Consider the following 19,232-nt stretch of genomic DNA (forward strand, 5'->3'; position numbering starts at 1 on the left):
CCGGGCTTACAATGTATATATAGCTATTGCGCTCTAAAGTTCCTTTTAGTCCGCGTTAACTGCCCCATCTTCAAACTCCTCGATGCTCTCATTAGAGCCGATGACAACCATAATATCCCCCTGGCTCACATAATCATGGGCAGTAGGGGCCACAATGATGCCGTCCTTGCGGTTCAGCGCAATAATGCTGCAGCCGTATTTGGCGCGGGTATTGAGCTCCGAAAGGCTTTTTCCGTCCATACAGGAGGGCACAGTCAGCTCGACCACTTTGTAGTCCTTGGAAATTTCGATGTAATCGAGCAAATGCGGCGTAACCAGCTGATGCGCTACACGGATGCCCATATCCCTTTCCGGAAAAATAACCCGGTCTACGCCCAGCTTGGATAACGCACGGCCATGCAGAATCGTGATCGCCTTTGCGACCACCTGCTTTACGCCCAGCTCTTTTAGCAGAATCGCCGTCAAAATGCTCCGCTCCATGTTGTCGCCAATAGCGACGATGCCGCAGTCAAAATTGCGCACCCCCAGGGAGCGCATGATGCCCTCATCCGTTGCATCCGCCATGACGGCATGGGTCAGCTGCCCGCTCATTTCCTCCACACGTTCTTCCAGATGGTCGATACCGAGCACCTCATAACCCATAGCCATCAGCTCAAGCGCCAGACTGGAGCCGAAGCGGCCGAGGCCAATCACAACAAACTGCTGTGCTTTCAACATTTCTTTAACCCCTTATCCAATAATCATTTTACCTTCGGGATACTTATACAATGGTTTACCCTGTTTCGGCCCGAGTGCATAGGCCAGTGTCAATAGCCCGAGCCTGCCGGCGAACATCGTCAGGCAGAGCAGGACTTTTCCCGTTTCCGACAGCTCCGGCGTCACTCCCATCGTCAGTCCGACGGTTGCAAAAGCCGATGTGGTCTCAAAAAGAATCATCAGGAACGGCCAGCCTTCCGTGGTTGACAGCACCATTGAAACCGTGACAATCAGCAGCAGCGCAAGCAGTATGATGGTCAGCGCCTTGAACACCCGCTCCTGGGCCAGCCGGTAACGGAACAGCACAATATCCTCGCGCCCGCGCAGCATGGAGACGACGGCACCGATCATCAGTGTAAAGGTAGTCGTCTTGATTCCTCCACCGGTTGAGCCCGGAGAAGCACCGATAAACATCAGTATGACTATAAAAAATTGCGTAGCCTGCCGCATGCCCCCGATGTCTACCGTATTAGGTCCTGCTGTACGGGGCGCTACCGACTGGAAGAGGGCGGCCCAGATTTTACCTCCGATATCAAGCGGCCCGAGTGTCCGTGCATTGGTGAACTCAAACACAAAAATCACGATTGCACCGGTCACAATCAGCACTGCCGTCATAGTGAGGACAACCTTGCTGTGCAGTAGCAGCCTGCGGGTTTTGCGGTAATCGACCAGGTCGGCCAAAACAATGAACCCGAGACCGCCTGTGACAATCAGCAGCATGACAACCAGATTCACTACAGGATCACTGGCATAAGCGGTCAGGCCGCGGTAATCCCGGAACAGGTCAAATCCGGCATTGTTGAACATGGATACGGCATGAAATACACCGTAATACAAGGCGCGTCCAAACGGCATATCGGCAGCCCAGCGGAGCGTGAGCAGAACGGCACCCCCAGCCTCAATCACTAGGGAATAGACAAGCACCTTGCGGATCAGCCGCACAATTCCCTCCATTGAGCTCTGATTCATGGCTTCCTGGAGGATCAGCCGGTCGCGCAGCGAGATTTTGCGTCTGAACAGCAGCGCGAACAGGGTTGCCATAGTCATAAAGCCGAGACCGCCGATCTGCATCAGCACCAGAATAACGGTCTGGCCGAACGTGCTGAAGTAAGAGCCGGTATCCACCACAACCAGACCGGTTACGCAGGTTGCCGAAGTTGCCGTAAATAGCGCATCTATGAATCTCAGGGAATGGCCGGATGCGCTGGCAAAGGGCAGCATCAGGAGCAGTGTTCCAATCAGGATGACTGCAGCAAACCCGCCCACCAGAATCTGGGGCGGTGACAGCCTGAACAATTTAATGTCCGGAAATTTGGGAAACGGCGAGGCCAAACGGCTCATCCTTTCACATGCTTCATGATAAGCATTAAAATTAATATTGATCCGATAAACATACAAATTATATACGTTATTGTCCAGCATCACAAAGCCTGATTTTGCGATGTGATGAATATCGCTTAAAATTGTATGGTGTGTAGTGGTACACTCCAACTACAAGTTCAGTCAGAAAAAGGAAGGGACAGCCTATGGATCAATCCTTTGAGCTTTTGCCGGAGCCGTTTCAGATCAATCCCTCACTGCCGATTTAGGAACAGTTCGTTGCGGCGATCCAAGGAAGAATCGTCAGCGGACATATCCCGCCCGGCTCGCGGCTGCCTTCCGTAAGAGAGCTTGCAGCCGGCAGGGGCGTCAACCCTACCACCGCAGCCAGAACTTATCAGGAGCTGGAACGCCTTGGCCTGATTGTTACTTACCGCGGACAGGGAACCTTTGTTACGAGGGATGAAGCAGTAATCGGCGAAGCACGCAAAGTTTATGCGCAAGGCAGTAACGGAGTTTAAGGCAGTTGCCGGAATGCTCAGCCTCACAGCGGCACAGCTGCTGGAATTCGATAAGGAGGATGCATATGACGGTCCTGTCAGAAAAAAGGAATAGACGTAAGCAGGCATAAGCCGGGACTTGTCTACGTACAAGTAGAAGTAACACAGGTAATTTTTTGTAACTGCCCGGCCTGTCCCGTATAATGAAGCAGACTACGCATCTTACAAATGAATCCATGCAAGGAGGCGTTTCATGAATTCCGTCGGCCAGCCCTTACAGCAACGGCCCCTTACCAAACGGCTTATTTTCGCGGGAATAATCGGTCTTATCGTTTTCCTTATGTTCCAGGTTGTACCCCAGCTCTACAGCGGGGGATCAGCCTCCACCATCAGCAAGACTGAAGCCCGCGACAAAGCGGCCGCATTTGCAGCACAGCAGCTTGGCCACAGCGTGACAGAGCAGGATCACTGGACGGTAAGCTACCAGACTGATTCCTCCTTTTACGGCTATATGTCGCAGGAAAAGCTTCTGCAGAGCTATACAGATAACAAGCTGGATCAGCGGTATCCGTTCGATGTCTATCATGCCGTTCTTTACACTGGCGGTGCAGCAGACCCGCTTCTTGCCGTTGACCTTAATATGTATACAGGCGAGGTTACCGCCTTTGCCCTGGGAGGCTATGCCCGCTCCAGTGACGGGTGGGATTATGGCGATCCGCCTGCCTCCGGAACCTTAAACGGCGGACTGAGTCTGCAGCAAAAGGAAACCCTGGCCAGTCCCTGGCTGCAGTTATGGGGGGCGAATCCCGCCAAGCTGCAGATTGAAGCGGAATCGGATGGCTATGACCTCGTATACTCAGACAGTTCTGTTAAAGTAGGCGAAGCCGCTTTGCGCTATCAATTTAACTTCCTGAACAGAGAGCTGTCTTATTTCCGCGCCGGATTCACCGCCCCGGCCTGGCATGACTCCTACGTGGAGGATCAGAAATCTCTGGCTACCAACCTGACGCTGTTCGGCTACGCCCTGCCGACGCTGGCACTCGGCCTGCTGGCGCTCATCTTCAGTATTCTGCGGCGCAGTCACACCTCGTTTGTACGCGGCATTACCTTAAGCTCTATTCATTTCACCATCATGATGATCAGCACCTACAATTCGCTGCCGGAACCGGTCTCTGACACCGCCGAGTCCCGCATAACCGCTGTAGTGATGTTCATCATCTATTTCCTTTACAGCCTGCTGATGTCGTCTCTGCTCTATTTCTCCCTGGTAGGAGGCAACGGACTGTGGCGCAAGGAAGAAGGGCTGAATCCGTGGCCGCGCGCCAAGGAGCCGGGTTACGGCAAATATGTGCTGGACAGCTTGTCTGCCGGCTATGTCTGGGCGCTGATCCTGCTCGGTGTGCAGACCATCATGTTCATTATTTTGTCCTTAACCCTTGATAATTGGTCAACAACCGATGCCAGCCAGTCTCCGTATAATATGAGATATGCCCTGCTGCTGCCGATTGTCGCCTGGCTTGCCGGCTTGTCTGAGGAAGCAGTCTACCGGCTGTTCGGTATCCGCATGCTCAAAAAGCTCGTCAAAAACACCTTTATCGCCTCCCTGATCACCACACTGATCTGGGCGTTCGGCCATACGCTGTACCCGATCTATCCGGTCATCTCGAGACCGATTGAGCTGACCGTGATCGGTCTGCTGTTCAGCTATATTTTCTTGCGTTACGGCTTTATTGCCGTCATGTTCTCCCATGTTGTATTCGACAGCATCCTGATTGGCATGACCCTGATCTTCATGCGGGAGAGTGTAAATGTAACGGCCGGCATCATCACCATCATCCTGCCGCTCATCGTCGGCTACATCGTATACCGGTTTAATCCGCCGGACCGGGAACGCACCGGGCCGAAAAACCCGGCAGGGCCTGAAGAACCGCTTCAGCCCGCAGGCAGCTGGAACTAAACGTTTGTTAATAAAAGAGGTGCTCCGGCAGACTGCTGTATATCTGGCAGTCTGCCGGAGCACCTTTTGGGTATGCGAAAAATCCCTTCCCCACCGCTCGCTTATCTCCGTTTAAAAAACCGGTCATAAATCACCAGTGCAACCACAATAGTAAATACCTCCATCAAAAACTTGGGCAGCAGCAGAAATATAAACTCCATAAGTAACCTCCTTTTTTGGTTAATTTTGTTTATATTTATTTCTCTGTACTTACCACCTATCCTTTATTTTCCTTTCATTTGGCCGCGCAGCCCCGGTTCGGCTGAATCAAAGGCATTTTTGCCCTTCATTTGGCCGTTCAGCCCCAATCCGGCTAAATCAAAGGCATTTTTGCCCCTCATTTGGCCACGCAGCCCCGGTTCGGCTAAATCAAAGGCATTTTTGCCCTTCATTTGGCCGCGCAGCCCCGATTCGGCTAAATCAAAGGCATTTTTGCCCTTCATTTGGCTTCTCAGCTCCAATTCGGCTAAATCAAAGGCATTTTTGCCCTTCATTTGGCTCCTCAGCTCCAAATCAACTAAATCAACTAAATCAACTAAATCAACTAAATCAACTAAATCAACTAAATCAAAGGCATTTTTGCCCCTCATGCTGCCGCTCCCGCCAGCCGCAAGCCAAAAAAAGGCCGGCCCCCAAGGGCCAGCCCGAAAAAAAATCATATAATTACTCATCCTCATTTTGAGAAACAGCCTCCGCCACGGGTCCCTCATCGTTTAACACGGCGAGGATCTGTCCGGCCAGCTTCTCGCCGATGGACAGCTCGCGGAAGTCCTCGATGGAGGCCTCCTTGATCTTCTTCAGCGAGCCGAAATGCTTCAGCAGCGCTTTGCGGCGTTTCTCGCCGATGCCCGGAATCGAGTCCAGCTTTGAGGTCACCATCGACTTGCCGCGCTGCTCGCGGTGGAACGTGATCGCGAAGCGGTGAACCTCGTCCTGGATGCGCTGCAGCAGGTAGAACTCCTGGCTGTCCCGCGCCAGCGGCACCGGTTCGGCGGAATCCCCGATCAGGAGCTGCGCTGTTTTGTGCTTGTCATCCTTGACCAGGCCGCAGACCGGGATGTACAGTCCCAGCTCATTCTGCAAAATATCAATCGCTGAGGAGATCTGCCCTTTACCGCCGTCGACCACGATCAGATCCGGCTGCGGCAGGTCTTCCTTCAGCACCCGTTCATAGCGGCGGCGGATGACCTCACGCATCGTTTCGTAGTCATCCGGCCCCTGAACGGTACGGACCTTGTACTTGCGGTACTCCTTACGGGCAGGCTTGCCGTCAATGAAGACAACCATCGCCGAGACCGGATTGGTCCCCTGAATGTTCGAGTTATCGAACGCCTCAATCCGGTTCAGCGACTCCAGCCCCAGGCTCTGGCCAAGGCTGAACGCTGCGCCGGAGGTCCGCTCCTCATCCCGCTCGATCAGCCGGAACTTCTCATCCAGCGCGACCCGGCTGTTCTGGCAGGCCATGCCGACCATCTGCTTCTTCAGCCCGCGCTGCGGCACCAGCACCTTGAGGCCCAGCCATTCCTGCAGGGCTGCCGCCCCGCTGGCCGCTTCAACCGTAACAGCCGAAGCCGCTCCGTTCTCTGCCTCCGGCTCCCCGTCATCCTCACTGTCCAGCTCAGCAGCCAGTCTGCCTGCTGTAACTGCAGCCGCTGCCGAGGCCCCGGACGGCTTCTCCGTGCCCTCGCTGACTTCCTCCGGCAGCAGAATCTCCTGCGGCAGCGCCGGATTGTCGCTGTAATACTGCGTCACATACGACATAAAGTCGCTGTAAGCCTCCCCGTAGAACGGGAATGCGGACGAGTGGCGCTGGATCATTTTCCCCTGGCGTATATACAGAATCTGCACGCACATCCAACCCTTGTCCACGGCATAGCCGAACACGTCGCGGTCCTTCGTATCTGCCGTATTGATCTTCTGCTTCTCCATCAGGGCATCAATATGCATGATCTGGTCACGCAGCTCCTTGGCGCGCTCAAAGTACAGCTCTTCCGCCGCTTCCTGCATTTTTTTCTGCAGATCCTTCTTTACTGCCTCATGACCGCCGCCCAGAAAAGCCGAAATATCACGGATAATCTCCTCATATGCCGATTTCGGTACCTCCTTCTCGCACGGGGCGAGACACTGGCCCATATGGTAATAGAGGCACACTTCCTTCGGCATCACACCGCACTTGCGCAGCGGATACATCCGGTCAAGCAGCTTCTTGGTCTGCTGGGCGGCATAAGAGTTCGGATACGGCCCGAAATATTTGGCTTTATCTTTAAGCACCCTGCGGGTCACCTCAAGGCGCGGATGGGCTTCGTTCGTTATTTTTAAATATGGAAACGTCTTGTCATCCTTCAAAAGCACGTTATAACGCGGCATATGCTTTTTGATCAGATTGCACTCCAGAATGAGCGCTTCCATATTGCTTGAAGTAACTATATATTCAAAATCAACAATGTTGGCCACCAGCCGCTGGGTCTTGCCGTTATGACTGCCTGTAAAATAAGAGCGGACGCGGTTCTTCAGCACTTTCGCCTTGCCCACGTAAATAATGGTGCCCTCTTCATTCTTCATCAGGTAGCACCCGGGCAGGTCAGGCAGCAGCGCCAGCTTGTTGCGGATATTATCGCTATAATCCATGATTTCTCCTCCACCTGTAACTTGCACATTCATGAAGCTGCCCCGCACGGCGGAACGGCTTATTATAGTAATTTTAACACACAAAGCGCCCCCGGATAAACCGAAGGCGCTCAGGATCGGGGCTGCAGCCAGCTCCGTATTAGCAATAATTACAGTGAATTATTGGTGTTTAGCTACGATATTCTTAAGGGAATCCTTGGAGTTCAGGCCGACAACCTTATCCACCGGCTGACCGTCTTTGAAGAAGATCAGGGTAGGAATGCTCATAACGCCGAAGCGGGAAGCCGTTTCCGGATTCTCATCAACATTCAGCTTGGCAATTTTTACGCTGTCTCCCAGCTCGGCGGACAATTCCTCGAGAATCGGGGAAAGCATTTTGCAAGGGCCGCACCAAGGTGCCCAGAAATCTACTACTACAGTACCCTGACCTTCAACTTCGCCTACAAAGGACTGGTCAGACACGTTTACGATAGCCATGATATTGTTCCTCCTTTAATTTTGCGGAGCTGCATACGCCTCTATAGCCTGCACTGGCTGAAACGAATTCACTCCGTAATGTTAGCTGGAAAAAATGCTTCATGTAATATGATAACCAGATTACCATTTACCGACACATTCACAGTATAACATAGTTACTGTACTTTTGGGAAATGTTTTAGACAATTACATTGTATAAAATCAATTATATGGCAGAGATTCGCTTCTTTACAACGCCCCTGAGACTTCGTATACTTTAAGAAAACGCATTTATTGTCAATGACTTCCCTCACATGTATTACTGTAACCTATTGCAGTGCAGACTTGCAAGCGCAAGGAGGAGAACGCAATGGAGATTAATGCCAAGGCAGGGGACCCGCGGGAGCATGTTAACGAGGAGCCCCGCAACGATTTGGGTGATTTAATGACCGGCTTTTTCGGAATGACCGGCTTCATGACCCTGGTTTTCTTTGGAATGGTAATCGTCAAGTTCGTCTTCATGGATTAACGGCTGATGACAGCAGAGAGTCCGGTTGTTCCTGTGTAATTACTAGCGGGAGCGCCGGACTTTTGTGCGCGGACCTTTTCAATCAAAATCCCGCGGGCTTAAGTATTCAGCGGCTGAAACCAGATTTTATGAAATTCGAGCCAGCCGTAAGCATTAATGGACACTCCGCGGACTGTTCTATGGTGCGAGGTGTTGTTTTTTTTGTGAATCAGGAATAAAACGGAGTTCGTAGCCTGCATCAATGCTTCCAGTTTTGCCAGCCCCTTTTGGCGTCCATGCTCATCCGGCTCCCTGAAGACCGCATTTACCGTATGCTGTACCGCCTTTGACGTCTCCGTATCAAATGCGGACTGCAAATAGTTTTTTTGCAGATACAATTGAACTTCACTTATTTCATCATCCCCCAGCACACTTCCAAATAAACGGACATCATACTGTGAAAATGGCTCCCTGTTCTTCTCCTCCCCTATCCGGTCAACGACTTTAATCTCCACCCGGATGCCGAATTTCCCGGCCTGCTCCCGGATCCAACCAGCATCACCGCGGTGAAAAGAGTTCACATGCAGCCTGAGTATCTCACCCGCATATCCGCTTGCTGCAAGCAGTGCACGAATGACCACAGGATCCGGAGGAGCGCTGTTATTCGACATCTCTGCCCGCTCTCCCGGAAGATAACGGAACCCGAAAGCAGGGTGTAACCGGTCCTCTCCCAGCTCTTCAATCATCTTGTTCCGGTCAATCAGCAAATTCAGCGCTTTCCGGAAATCCGGATGATTCTGCGGGCCTTTTGTCTCCTGATTGAACACAAGCAACGTACAGCAGGAGAACCGGGTTTCCAGATCCATCCACTCCCCGCCGCCTTCCTCCAGAACCTTCTGATATGCCTTGGAAGCATCCCCGTGTGAGGACATGACTGAGGACCAGTCAGGCTCAGGAAAACCCTCCCCTTCCATACCGGACAAGTTCAAAATTTCAACCCGGTCAAGCTGCGGCCGCCCCCGGAAATGCTGTGCAAAAGCTTTCAGCACACAAATTCCGTCACTATGACGCTCAATCCGAAATGGCCCTGTACCCACCGGACGGACCGCGAAATCCGCTTCAGCATATCCGCCCATGTCTGCTGGTATGATGCTTGCCGGAATTGTGCAGAGAAAGCGCAGAAACAAATAATTCGGCTCCCGTAGCCGGATCCGGACGGTTTTGGCATCCAGCGCCTCAATCCTATCCATATCCTGAAACATCCAGACCCCCTCATAGATCTCCGGCTTCAAACGCAGCCTGTTCAGTGAGAACAAGACATCTCCGGCACTCAGTTCCTTACCATGGTGGAACAATACACCTTTTCTCAGATGAAATATCCACTCCCTGTTATCCTGGCTTTTTTCCCAGGAATGGGCTATACAGGGTTCAACTCTCCGGCTTGTCTGATCATATTCCACCAGTGTATTAAACAGCTGCCCCGCCATATGACAATCAAATGCATAATATACCTGCCCCGGGTCCAGAGTAAAAATCTGCCGGTATACCGGAAAGCGCAGCGTATCCTGCTCTGCTTCCTGCACAATCTGTGTTGAAAAGCCGATTCTCCGCGATAGCCAGTCCCTGAACTGCTCCTTGGCCGTATGTCCCCCGAACCGGTTCATCAGCTCCATAGCACCGTCTACATCGCTCTGCTCCATCTTAAGCTTTACTTCCTGCAGCAGAATGGCATCCGAATCAGCCAGCAGTGTCAGAATAGAGGAGTGGCCGCGGCCTAATCCCGGCTGCCAGTTAATCCAGGACATGCCGTTAAGCGTACGGATGATCTGTTTGGCATAACGCGGCGTACAGTGCCAGGTCCCCGCAAGCTTTTCGACAGTAACCGCGAACGGTTCTCCTGTCTCATGTTCTTTGGCCGCACAGCGAAGCTCCAAAAAATGCAGGGCTGCTGTTAACATATCTATTCTCCTCCGCAATAAAAAGGTGATCTCACTTGGACTTATTGTACCCTTTTCATCCTCTTTTGGGCAGATATACTTAATTCAGACCACAACAAAAGGATGATGGGAATGACAACCGACACGAAACAGCATACAACCAAAAACAAAACAGCATTTCATCCGGTAGCCTGGGGTGTGATACTTGGAACTTTTCTTTCCAGAACCGGCTTCTTCATGACGATTCCCTTTCTGGGCATCTATCTGGGACAGGTAAAAGGCATAGATCCGGCAACCATCGGCGCGATTCTGGCCCTTAGCCTATTTGCGGGAACCTGGGGAAGCTTTGTCGGCGGAGCCCTCTCAGACCGCATTGGCAGGTACCCGGTGATGATCGCTTCGATGGCATTATGGAGTCTCGTTTTTATAGGCTTCGCTTTTGCGGATGCAACCTGGCTTTTTTTCCTGCTGAGCGGTCTGAACGGATTGTTCCGCAGCTTGTTCGAACCGACCGCCCGGGCTCTGCTCACTGATGTGACACCGGAGGAGCGCCGGACAGATGTATTTAATGCAAGATATTTCGCCATTAATGTCGGCGGGGCAATCGGACCGCTTATAGGATTAAAGCTGGGTATCGGAGGCTCTTCCTCACTAGTGCCTTTTATGCTGAGCGCAGCTATTTATTTCTTTTACGCCATCGTTCTGGTTATCTTTAGCATCAAATATAAGCCGCCAGCCGTAAATGATTCCGGTTCAGTCACGGTAAAACAAATGGTTGGAATTATGATTACGGACAAGGTATTCCTTTACTTTCTGATCGGCAATATCTTTGTGTTTGGAGCTTACTCCCATCTGGATACGACACTATCACAATATATCGGCCATGAGCGGATTGGGACATACTCGTTACTGTTCATAATCAATACACTGTCTGTGGTGACGCTTCAATATCCGCTGGCAAAGCTAATGAAGCGGTTCTCCTCGCTGACCGCCCTCAAAGCCGGATGTCTGTTTTTCGGGCTCGGCTTGCTTGGACTGGGATCATTCGACCAAATCATATTCCTTGCCTTATCCATGATCGTCTTTACGCTCGGGGAGATTCTCTGCTTTGTGATCGGCGATGTACTGATTGGCGAAATCGCTCCTGCACATCTGAGAGGAGCTTATTACGGAGCCAGCGGATTTGCTTTTATCGGACAGAGCATTTGTACCTGGTTAGGCGGAATCCTGCTGCAGACCCTGGGCTTTGATCATGGCCCGCTCATTTTCAGCATTCTCATGCTGCTTACCTTTGTTGCTTATCCCTTTTTCCACCGGGGCCAACAGCTGCGGGAGCAGCAAACAGGGCAGACCGGCAAAAGCACGAATGTTGTGTCCGGCACCTAATGTAAGGGATGGAAAAACAAACAGCGGTGCAGGGACCTCATCGTCCCTGCACCGCTGTTTTGTTTATTATAATGCCTCAGCCTATTTGTTTCTCCCCCGCTGGTTCTCCCCGTGCAAAGGAATAACGTCGACAAACGGAGCAATCCGGTCCATCAGCCGCTGTCCCTTGTACTGTTCCTCGCCGTCCTTGCTGGTGAAGCTAAGGTGCTTCTCCAGTCCGTCCAGCGGATAGTTCGAGGTATAGAAGGTCGGCTTACGGTTCATCCGGTAATTCAGAATAGCCCCCAGCACATGGTCACGCGCCCAGGGATTCAAATTCTCCGCACCAATATCGTCAAAAATCAGCAGGTCGCAGTTTTTGAGCGTATCCGTTGTTTCCTTCAGCTTCTGTCCGTCCAGCATGATCGACTTCAGATCCTCAATGAAATCCGGCATATAGACAATCACACCGCTGTAGCCGGCAACCGCCAGCTCATGGAGCAGGTAGCACATCAGGAAGGTTTTGCCTGTACCGAAGGTGCCGTGCAGATAAATACCTTGCGTGCTCAGGCCTTCTTCTTTTACTCCGGTAATATAATCAAAAATTTTATTCACGGCAGAGGCCCGGCGCGGGTCCTTGCCCATAATATCCATCTCGTCATAACCGCCGTTCAGCACACGCTCATCCACATAAAAGCTGCGGATCCGTCTGCGGATGCTGTCCTGATTATCCTGGGCGATCTTCAGGTTGCAGGCTGTCTTCCGCTCAAATAAATCCGGCGAGCCGTTTACACTCTCGACCGTAAGCTTGCTGTAGTGGCCCTGAAAATCATTCGGGCAATGCTCAAGACCCGGACAGTTCGCACAATTCCGGCTTTCCCGCACATACTGGTACAGCCGGCTCAGATTAAGCCTCAGCCGCGATTCATCCAGCTCCGGATGCTCGGCCTGCAGCTGCTTCACCAGCGGATCATTCAGCAGGTTCTGCTCAAGATCGCGGGAGCGCTGGCGCAGGGCCGGATTATTCATCGAACGCAGCACTTCGCCCATCGACTCCATTGCTGCACCTCGCTTTCTTTACGGCGTCCTCAGAGCGCCCTTCTTCTTGCTGGCCTTGATATCGGCCGCTTTCTTCATCATCGCCGCGAATTCCTCTTCCGATACTGTACCGGCACTTCCGTCATCCGTAACAATCGGAATCTCCGGCTTCGCGGCACGGCTGCCGCTCTTGTTATAGGAACGCTGGCGCGTTCCGGAAGCTGCTCCGGCTGTACCGGAAGCCGCGCTCTTGCCTTTGACCTTGGACTGGTCACGGATATACTTTACAGCCTTCTCGTAAGTATTCACCTGCTTGACCAGCATGTTAGAGGCGATGGCTTCCACAAAATTGCGGTTCATCCGCTGTTCGCCGCCCGAAGCCACCATTGTCATCAGGTAATGAATCAGCACATTAATGACTTCACCGCTCAGCTTGTAGTTCAGGTCTATTTTCTCGAATATATCCATCAGCTGGCCCGGAACTGCACCCGGGAAAAAAGTTTGCAGCAGCCGGGTATAAGGCTCGTTGCGCAGCATCATATTATATTGGTGAATGTCACATTTGGACAGGAACTGCGGAGGCACCTCTACATAATACTCCATCTCTACCGGCTGCTCCTCCGGAATCACCGGCTCTTCCAGGTCACCGGCCGCCGCTGCACGCAGCGACACCACCTTGGCTGCAGCGATCTCCCGCTTCTCCTGGCGCTTCATATCCTGACGGAAATGCTGGCTTGCCCGGTACTGCAGCGTATCCAGAATAACCTCGCCGTCCGGCGTGAACATCCCGTCTTCATCCAGCAGCCGGCATAAGTCCTGCGGCCCCAGATCATATTTACGGGCCACATAGTTGATTACGCCCATCTGGTTATGGTCAAAGCGCAGCTTCTCGACATGCATCCGGTTCACCGACTCCCGCGGAAAGCGCAGAATAATGTCGCTGTACCCGATAGCCGGCTCGCTGCTTTCACTGAAGCCCGGCTGCTTCACTGTAGCCACTTCAGCCAGAGCCTGCTCCAGCTCATAATCAATTACATGCGTGTTCAGCTGAAAAATATCATAAAAAGGCACGGAAATATTCTCTTTGCCGATTGAGCGGCGGCTCCACTCCTCCGGTTCGCGGTTCCAGAACTGCTCACGCAGGGACAGGACGGCAAACTTCCCGATCTTGTCACGCAGCAGCAGCGTCAAATGCTGGGTTGCGAAAAAGTCAGCGGGCGAGAGCGGCTGAAGCAGCTCATATTCATACATATAATCATCATTCTCCGGCATGTAAATCCGGCAGGCCGCAAGCAATCCTACCGCCTCCAGCCTGGAAGCCTGGTCCACTAAATATTTACGGCCTTTCTCGTTCGGTTCAACACCCAGTGTCATAAACAGCCTGCGCTGCTGCTCCACTGAAGAATAGCCGATCGATTCTGCCGGTATATGCTCAAACAGCAGCCTGTAAAGGCTGATCGCAAAGGCTCCTACCATTGGCTGATAGACTGAACCCAGCATACGTGAATCTACATGGCTAAGACCGAATTCGCGGGAAACGCAGTACCGGTGATGTTCGGTGAAATGATGCAGGCTACTCATGCGCATCTGCGGATACCTCCCCCTCTTTTACACGAATTCATGCAGATTTCTATTCTATCACAAAACACCCGGCCGGAAATGTAAAAAAAGAACCAAATAACCCGGTTTTCACCGTATAATCGACAACTTTTGAAATCTTGCTGACGATAGCGAAAAATAAGAGAAAAGTCCGGCGCCGTTTCTTCCAGCTATCATTCCAGTTTATTCCGTCTTGTCCCGGCCGATGACTGAAGATAAAAAAACGGCCTTACCGTTCCCTTACAGGAATAGCAGCCGTTTTTAGCATTATTTCTGTTACTTAAAACATTTTATAACCGCCCAGGCGCAGCTTCTGGATCGTCCAGCCGCTTAGCACTGCACCCGCGAGCCCGGCAATTCCGGTCAGATAATCAACGATGTGGAAGCTGCCCAGATGCTCCCACAGAGTCATAACATTCCTGTCCCAGATGGAATAGACCACTACGGGCAGGATGACAATTACGAACAGGTAGGCGGGGAACCAGGTGGTCTTCATTAACATGTTAAGGATAAAACCGATGCCAAACATCATAACAAAGAACAACACGGCCAGCACAAATACAGGAATAAACCCCATCGGACTGCCATCCCCTCTCTCTATAAAGAACCGCACACAAGAGTCTGATTAATAGTAAGTTTACTAGAAAAAATGTAGCGAAGCAATGAACATTATTGTCAATGTAATCCGCTTTCAGGCAAAACCGCGGCTCAGCGTTTGCTCTTGGCCGTCCGCATGCGATACAATGCATATAGATTAACCGGACCGTACATAGAAGCGTATGCTTTGGAACCGGATTTAACACTAATGCTGTAATGATTCCAATGAAAGTTTTACGCGTAGTACATCCTACGGAGCTTATGCTTCGTAAAACTAAGCGCATGCTTTCGAAGCAAGTTTTACACGAAGTACATTCTACGGAGCTTATGCTTCGTAAAACTAAGCGTATGCTTTCGAAGCAAGTTTTACACGAAGTACATTCTACGGAGCTTATGCTTCGTAAAACAAAGCGTATGCTTTCGAAGCGAGTTTTACACGTAGTACATCCTACGGAGCTTATGCTTCGTAAAACTTTTAAGGAGTGAGAACATGAACGAAGCCGCTTTGACCCTGGAAGGCTGGTACGCCCTGCATGACTTCCGCTCACTGGACTGGAAGGCCTGGACTGCCGCCGATGATGAGGAGCGTGCCGTAGCCCTGGAAGAGCTGCATGCCTTCATGGAGGAATGGGGACCGGTAGAGGAAGCCAAAGAAGGAAGCACTGCAGTATATTCCATTGTCGGCCAGAAGGCTGATTTCGTGATGATGTTTCTGCGGGAGAGCCTGGAAGCGCTGAATGCCCTGGAAACTGCATTTAACAAAATTGCATTCGCCCAATATACAACCAAAGCCTATTCTTATGTCAGTATCGTCGAGCTGAGCAACTACGCCGCAGGAGGAAGTGCCGGAGACGGCAGCGATCCGATGCAGAATCCGCATGTGGCTGCCCGCCTGAAGCCTATTCTGCCGCAGGCGAAGCATATCTGCTTCTACCCGATGAACAAGAAGCGCGAGCTCGCCGATAACTGGTACATGCTTGATATGGACAAGCGCCGTGAACTGATGCATTCACACGGCTTGATCGGCCGCGGCTATGCCGGCAAGGTGAAGCAGATTATTACCGGCTCCGTCGGCTTTGACGACTGGGAATGGGGCGTAACCCTCTTTGCCGAAGATGCGCTGCAGTTCAAGAAGCTGGTATACGAGATGCGTTTCGACGAAGTCAGCGCCCGCTACGGCGAGTTCGGCCCGTTCTATGTCGGCAACCTGCTGACAACAGAGACATTCGAAGAGCTGCTTAAGCTGTAATTTATAATGAAGCAAAGGATGATTTCCTGCGGGAGATCATCCTTTTTGTTTATGTTAGTTGGCTAGGCCGATTCTCAGTAATGGTCTCTCCTCAATAGTACTCAACAACATTGCTCCTCAACAACTAATTGGATTTTAGACACTTATTTCTCCGAATTCACGGCATTTCCAATGAAATAAATGCCTTTTTTCCACTTAGTTCAATCAATCTTCTGCCTTACGCAGCAGGCATACTGCCTAAAGCTTTCAAGCGGATGCTACCGCTCTGTAAAGCCTAAGACTCCCTTCATGAAAAAACAGACCGTTCCTTTTGACCAGAACGGTCTGTTTCTTAAATGCTTGTGACGGAGCTGCTATTATGGGCAGCCCTTCTTATAGAAGGTGCCCAGTCAGTGTAACCTTACTCGTCTTCGTCCTCGTCATTCTCCCCGCGCAGACTCTCCAGATACTCTGCAGTAGCCCGGTCACGGGCCCGGCTCTTATCCTTCAGCCGTTCAATGGCGGGCTGAATAAGCAGATCAATTTCCTTTTGGACCGGATAAGCCAGGTCATACCGGCTCTGGTCCTCCAGGTAAGTGCCTACCTCAATCAGAGCATTGTAACGGTCCAGCTCCTCACGCGTCAGCAGCCCGCGGACTTGTACGCTGCAGTGGCGCATCTTAGAAGAATCTCCCCTTCCTCAGCACCAGCGGAATGCCGCCGATGATGAACAGGTAACGCATGTCGACTACCTTTTTGAGCTGGGCTGCCGTCCAGCCCTTATATGTCTTGTCGCCTACTACTGCGATCCCCTGGCCCTTGCCCAGTGAGGCTACAGTACCCTTGTTGCTAAAAGCAAACTTCTTCGGCTGCTGGCTACGGATCGCCGCCACCAGATTATGGGCACAGCACTCGCCCTGCTGCATGGCGATTTGTGCAGTCGGCGGGTACGGACGGCCCTCCGGATTAATCATCAGGGAACCGTCACCGATGATAAAGATATTCTCATGTCCCGGCACACGCAGGTATTCGTCAACCTTCACCCGTCCGCGCATCGCTTCGAACCCTGCGGCTTCAATCAGCCGGTTGCCGCGGATCCCGCCGGTCCAGACGATGGTCGAGGCTTTGATCTCTTCACCGGTTGCGAGAATGACCCCGCCAGGCAGGCATTCCTTGATCGCTACGCCCATTTTGAAGGTAACGCCCTTCTTGGTCAGCACAGCCATCGCATGCTCAACCAGCTCAGGTGCGAAGCCCGGCAATGCCGTAGGCGCAGCCTCTATATTGTAGATATTCACCAGGCTTGGATCAACGTCGTACTCTTTACAGAGCGCAGGAATGCGGTCAGCCAGCTCGGCTATAAATTCAATGCCGCTGAAGCCTGCTCCGCCCACCACAAAATTGATATGCTCCTGGGCATTGTTTTCATTTTTGTATTTGGCAAACTGATATTCAATATGCTCGCGGATCAGCCGCACAGAGTTAATGCTGCGGATGGTCAGCGCGTATTTATCAAGTCCCGGGATGCCGAAGGTTTCCGGCTCTCCGCCGAGGGCAATGACAAGATAGTCATAAGAGAGGGTGCCGTCTTCAAGAATCACTTTCTTCTGTTGGGTACGGATTTCCTGCACGGAAGATTTCACGAGGTCGATCTTGAATTCGTCTATCAGCTTGGAAATAGATACGCGTGTATGTTCAATGCTGTCCGTTCCTGCAGCTGGCATATGCAGATGGGTAGTGAAATAATGATATTCATGGCGGTTCACCAGCGTGACATCAGCTTCGTTGTAATTCAAAGCTTTCTGCAGCCGCTGGGCGGTCAAAATACCTCCATATCCCGCGCCTAGGATGACAATTTTGGGAATACTGCTCATGTTCCGGCTCCTTCCAACAGGTGAATCTGTCTATGTGTTATTTTTTGTAAAATATTTTAGTTTCTTTTGTGAATTTATACACTTAAATTCGGAAGAATTTCCAATAAAACTTAAAGGATTTCTAAAATAACCATATCCATTGTAAACCTTAGTATCGTTTTAATCAAATATAATCATACAAGAAGAAACGGATTCGCCGTCCATTAAAGGACGGTACCGTTTCTCTAGAAATAGAAGGATAATTTATGATGGGCAACATATAAATTCTTATATTTCAAAAAAACGTCACATATTTCCGGCCATTTTAAGCCTTTGCAGGGTAGTCCTACAATGATTATAATGAGTAGGTACGCTAAGTATGGCATTTTGAAACTATCAACTCGGAGGTGTAATATTACGTGACACTAGAGCAATCCGGCGTTCCTATGAGCGACCTGTTAATTATAGGCGGCGGTCCTGCCGGCATGTTTGCCGCCTTCTACGGCGGTATGCGCCAGGCGTCGGTAACCCTTATTGAAAGCATGCCCCAGCTGGGTGGGCAGCTCGCCGCTCTTTATCCTGAAAAATATATTTATGATGTGGCCGGTTTCCCGAAAATTACCGCACAGGAGCTGGTAGACAACCTGTCCCGGCAAATGGACCTGTTCCAGTCCAATATCTGCCTTGAAGAAAAGGTTGTATCCGTCGAGAAGCGTGACGAACGCCATTTCGTAACCACAACTGACAAGGCGGAATACCACAGCAAGGCTGTTATCATTACCGCCGGTGTAGGCGCCTTTGAACCACGCCGTCTGGAGCTTCCGGAAGCAGCGCGGTTCGAGAAAGCCAACCTGCATTATTTTGTAAGTGATCTGAATGCCTTCCAGGGTAAAAAAGTGCTGATCAGCGGCGGCGGCGACTCCGCGGTAGACTGGGCACTGATGCTTGAGCCGATCGCTGAGCAGGTTACGCTGATTCACCGCCGCGATAAGTTCCGCGCGCATGAGCACAGTGTAGAGAAGCTGATGGCTTCCAAGGTAAATGTGGTTACCCCAACGGAAATCACCGAGCTGCACGGGGAAGAATTTATCACTAAGGTCACCTTGTCCCACATCAAAACCAAGGAGACACAGGAAATTGAAGTGGACAGTGTTATTGTTAACTTCGGGTTTGTATCCTCGCTGGGACCGATTGCAGAGTGGGGCATTGAAATTGAGAGTAATTCCATTGTGGTAGACTCGCGCATGGAGACAAGCATTCCCGGCATCTTTGCTGCCGGAGATATCACTACTTACCCGGGCAAGCTGAAGCTGATCGCAGTCGGATTTGGAGAAGCGCCTACGGCTGTCAACAACGCCAAAGTGTATCTCGATCCGGATGCCAAGCTCTCGCCCGGACACAGCAGTAACCTCAAGCTTTAGCATATAACCGCAGCATACAGTCAACAAATT

17 protein-coding genes are annotated in these 19,232 nt (G+C 51.4%); 6 read left to right on the forward strand and 11 right to left on the reverse strand.

Annotation, left to right across the window (positions count from 1 at the left end; translation table 11 throughout):
• Window positions 1-45: 45 nt before the first annotated feature.
• Window positions 46-714, reverse strand: a complete 669-nt coding sequence (locus NST84_RS25155) for a TrkA family potassium uptake protein (protein ID WP_342566519.1) — start codon at window positions 712-714, stop codon at window positions 46-48.
• A 15-nt stretch (window positions 715-729) separates the two neighbouring features.
• The gene (locus NST84_RS25160) at window positions 730-2,097 is read right to left on the reverse strand and encodes a TrkH family potassium uptake protein (RefSeq protein ID WP_342562830.1); all 1,368 of its coding nucleotides are present in this window, start codon (window positions 2,095-2,097) and stop codon (window positions 730-732) included.
• A 311-nt stretch (window positions 2,098-2,408) separates the two neighbouring features.
• Here NST84_RS25160 and NST84_RS25165 point away from each other — a divergent pair, with 311 nt between their 5' ends.
• The gene (locus NST84_RS25165; protein WP_342566520.1) at window positions 2,409-2,597 is read left to right on the forward strand and encodes a GntR family transcriptional regulator; all 189 of its coding nucleotides are present in this window, start codon (window positions 2,409-2,411) and stop codon (window positions 2,595-2,597) included.
• Window positions 2,598-2,829: 232 nt separating this feature from the next.
• Window positions 2,830-4,533, forward strand: a complete 1,704-nt coding sequence (locus NST84_RS25170; protein WP_342562831.1) for a CPBP family intramembrane glutamic endopeptidase — start codon at window positions 2,830-2,832, stop codon at window positions 4,531-4,533.
• A 263-nt stretch (window positions 4,534-4,796) separates the two neighbouring features.
• On the opposite strand, the gene NST84_RS25175 is transcribed toward NST84_RS25170, so the two are convergent.
• The 3 genes from NST84_RS25175 to trxA all read right to left on the reverse strand — a co-directional run bounded on the left by NST84_RS25175 (window position 4,797) and on the right by trxA (window position 7,677).
• Complete coding sequence (locus NST84_RS25175) at window positions 4,797-5,243, reverse strand: hypothetical protein (RefSeq protein WP_342562832.1); 447 nt, start codon at window positions 5,241-5,243, stop codon at window positions 4,797-4,799.
• On the reverse strand, window positions 5,236-7,200 hold the full coding sequence (uvrC, locus tag NST84_RS25180) for an excinuclease ABC subunit UvrC (RefSeq protein WP_342562833.1): 1,965 nt from the start codon (window positions 7,198-7,200) through the stop codon (window positions 5,236-5,238). Before uvrC ends, NST84_RS25175 begins: the two co-directional genes overlap by 8 nt.
• Before the next feature lie 159 nt (window positions 7,201-7,359).
• Complete coding sequence (trxA, locus tag NST84_RS25185; RefSeq protein WP_039876829.1) at window positions 7,360-7,677, reverse strand: thioredoxin; 318 nt, start codon at window positions 7,675-7,677, stop codon at window positions 7,360-7,362.
• Window positions 7,678-8,026: 349 nt separating this feature from the next.
• On the opposite strand from trxA, the gene NST84_RS25190 reads away from it, so the two are divergent.
• Window positions 8,027-8,185, forward strand: coding sequence for a YqzM family protein (locus tag NST84_RS25190; RefSeq protein WP_342562834.1), 159 nt, complete (start codon window positions 8,027-8,029; stop codon window positions 8,183-8,185).
• A 98-nt stretch (window positions 8,186-8,283) separates the two neighbouring features.
• On the opposite strand, the gene NST84_RS25195 is transcribed toward NST84_RS25190, so the two are convergent.
• A complete protein-coding gene (locus NST84_RS25195) occupies window positions 8,284-10,122 on the reverse strand; it encodes an ABC transporter substrate-binding protein (protein WP_342562835.1) in 1,839 nt (612 codons plus the stop codon).
• Window positions 10,123-10,233: 111 nt separating this feature from the next.
• Here NST84_RS25195 and NST84_RS25200 point away from each other — a divergent pair, with 111 nt between their 5' ends.
• Entirely contained in the window at window positions 10,234-11,487 is a 1,254-nt protein-coding gene (locus NST84_RS25200) for an MFS transporter (protein ID WP_342562836.1), read from the forward strand.
• Window positions 11,488-11,568: 81 nt separating this feature from the next.
• Here NST84_RS25200 and dnaI read toward each other — a convergent pair whose 3' ends face one another.
• The 3 genes from dnaI to NST84_RS25215 form a co-directional block, all read right to left on the reverse strand.
• Entirely contained in the window at window positions 11,569-12,525 is a 957-nt protein-coding gene (gene dnaI / locus NST84_RS25205; protein ID WP_342562837.1) for a primosomal protein DnaI, read from the reverse strand.
• A gap of 18 nt (window positions 12,526-12,543) precedes the next feature.
• Window positions 12,544-14,091, reverse strand: coding sequence for a helicase DnaB (locus NST84_RS25210; RefSeq protein ID WP_342562838.1), 1,548 nt, complete (start codon window positions 14,089-14,091; stop codon window positions 12,544-12,546).
• A gap of 292 nt (window positions 14,092-14,383) precedes the next feature.
• On the reverse strand, window positions 14,384-14,680 hold the full coding sequence (locus tag NST84_RS25215; protein WP_342562839.1) for a YuiB family protein: 297 nt from the start codon (window positions 14,678-14,680) through the stop codon (window positions 14,384-14,386).
• A 510-nt stretch (window positions 14,681-15,190) separates the two neighbouring features.
• Here NST84_RS25215 and hemQ point away from each other — a divergent pair.
• Entirely contained in the window at window positions 15,191-15,949 is a 759-nt protein-coding gene (gene hemQ / locus NST84_RS25220; protein WP_342562840.1) for a hydrogen peroxide-dependent heme synthase, read from the forward strand.
• Window positions 15,950-16,349: 400 nt separating this feature from the next.
• Here the strand turns inward: hemQ and NST84_RS25225 are convergent, their stop codons facing one another.
• Together NST84_RS25225 and NST84_RS25230 are read right to left on the reverse strand one after the other, a co-directional pair.
• On the reverse strand, window positions 16,350-16,607 hold the full coding sequence (locus tag NST84_RS25225; protein WP_342562841.1) for a hypothetical protein: 258 nt from the start codon (window positions 16,605-16,607) through the stop codon (window positions 16,350-16,352).
• Between the two features lies 1 nt (window position 16,608).
• Window positions 16,609-17,802 (reverse strand): NAD(P)/FAD-dependent oxidoreductase, encoded by a 1,194-nt coding sequence (locus NST84_RS25230; protein ID WP_342562842.1) that lies wholly within the window; start codon window positions 17,800-17,802, stop codon window positions 16,609-16,611.
• 398 nt (window positions 17,803-18,200) lie between these two features.
• On the opposite strand from NST84_RS25230, the gene NST84_RS25235 reads away from it, so the two are divergent.
• Window positions 18,201-19,202 carry an NAD(P)/FAD-dependent oxidoreductase gene (locus NST84_RS25235; protein ID WP_342562843.1) on the forward strand — a complete coding sequence of 334 codons (1,002 nt, stop codon included), beginning with the start codon at window positions 18,201-18,203 and terminating at the stop codon, window positions 19,200-19,202.
• The last annotated feature ends 30 nt before the right edge of the window (window positions 19,203-19,232 follow it).

The sequence above is a fragment of the Paenibacillus sp. FSL R7-0345 genome (genome assembly GCF_038595055.1).
In the GTDB taxonomy this organism is placed as follows: domain Bacteria; phylum Bacillota; class Bacilli; order Paenibacillales; family Paenibacillaceae; genus Paenibacillus_AQ.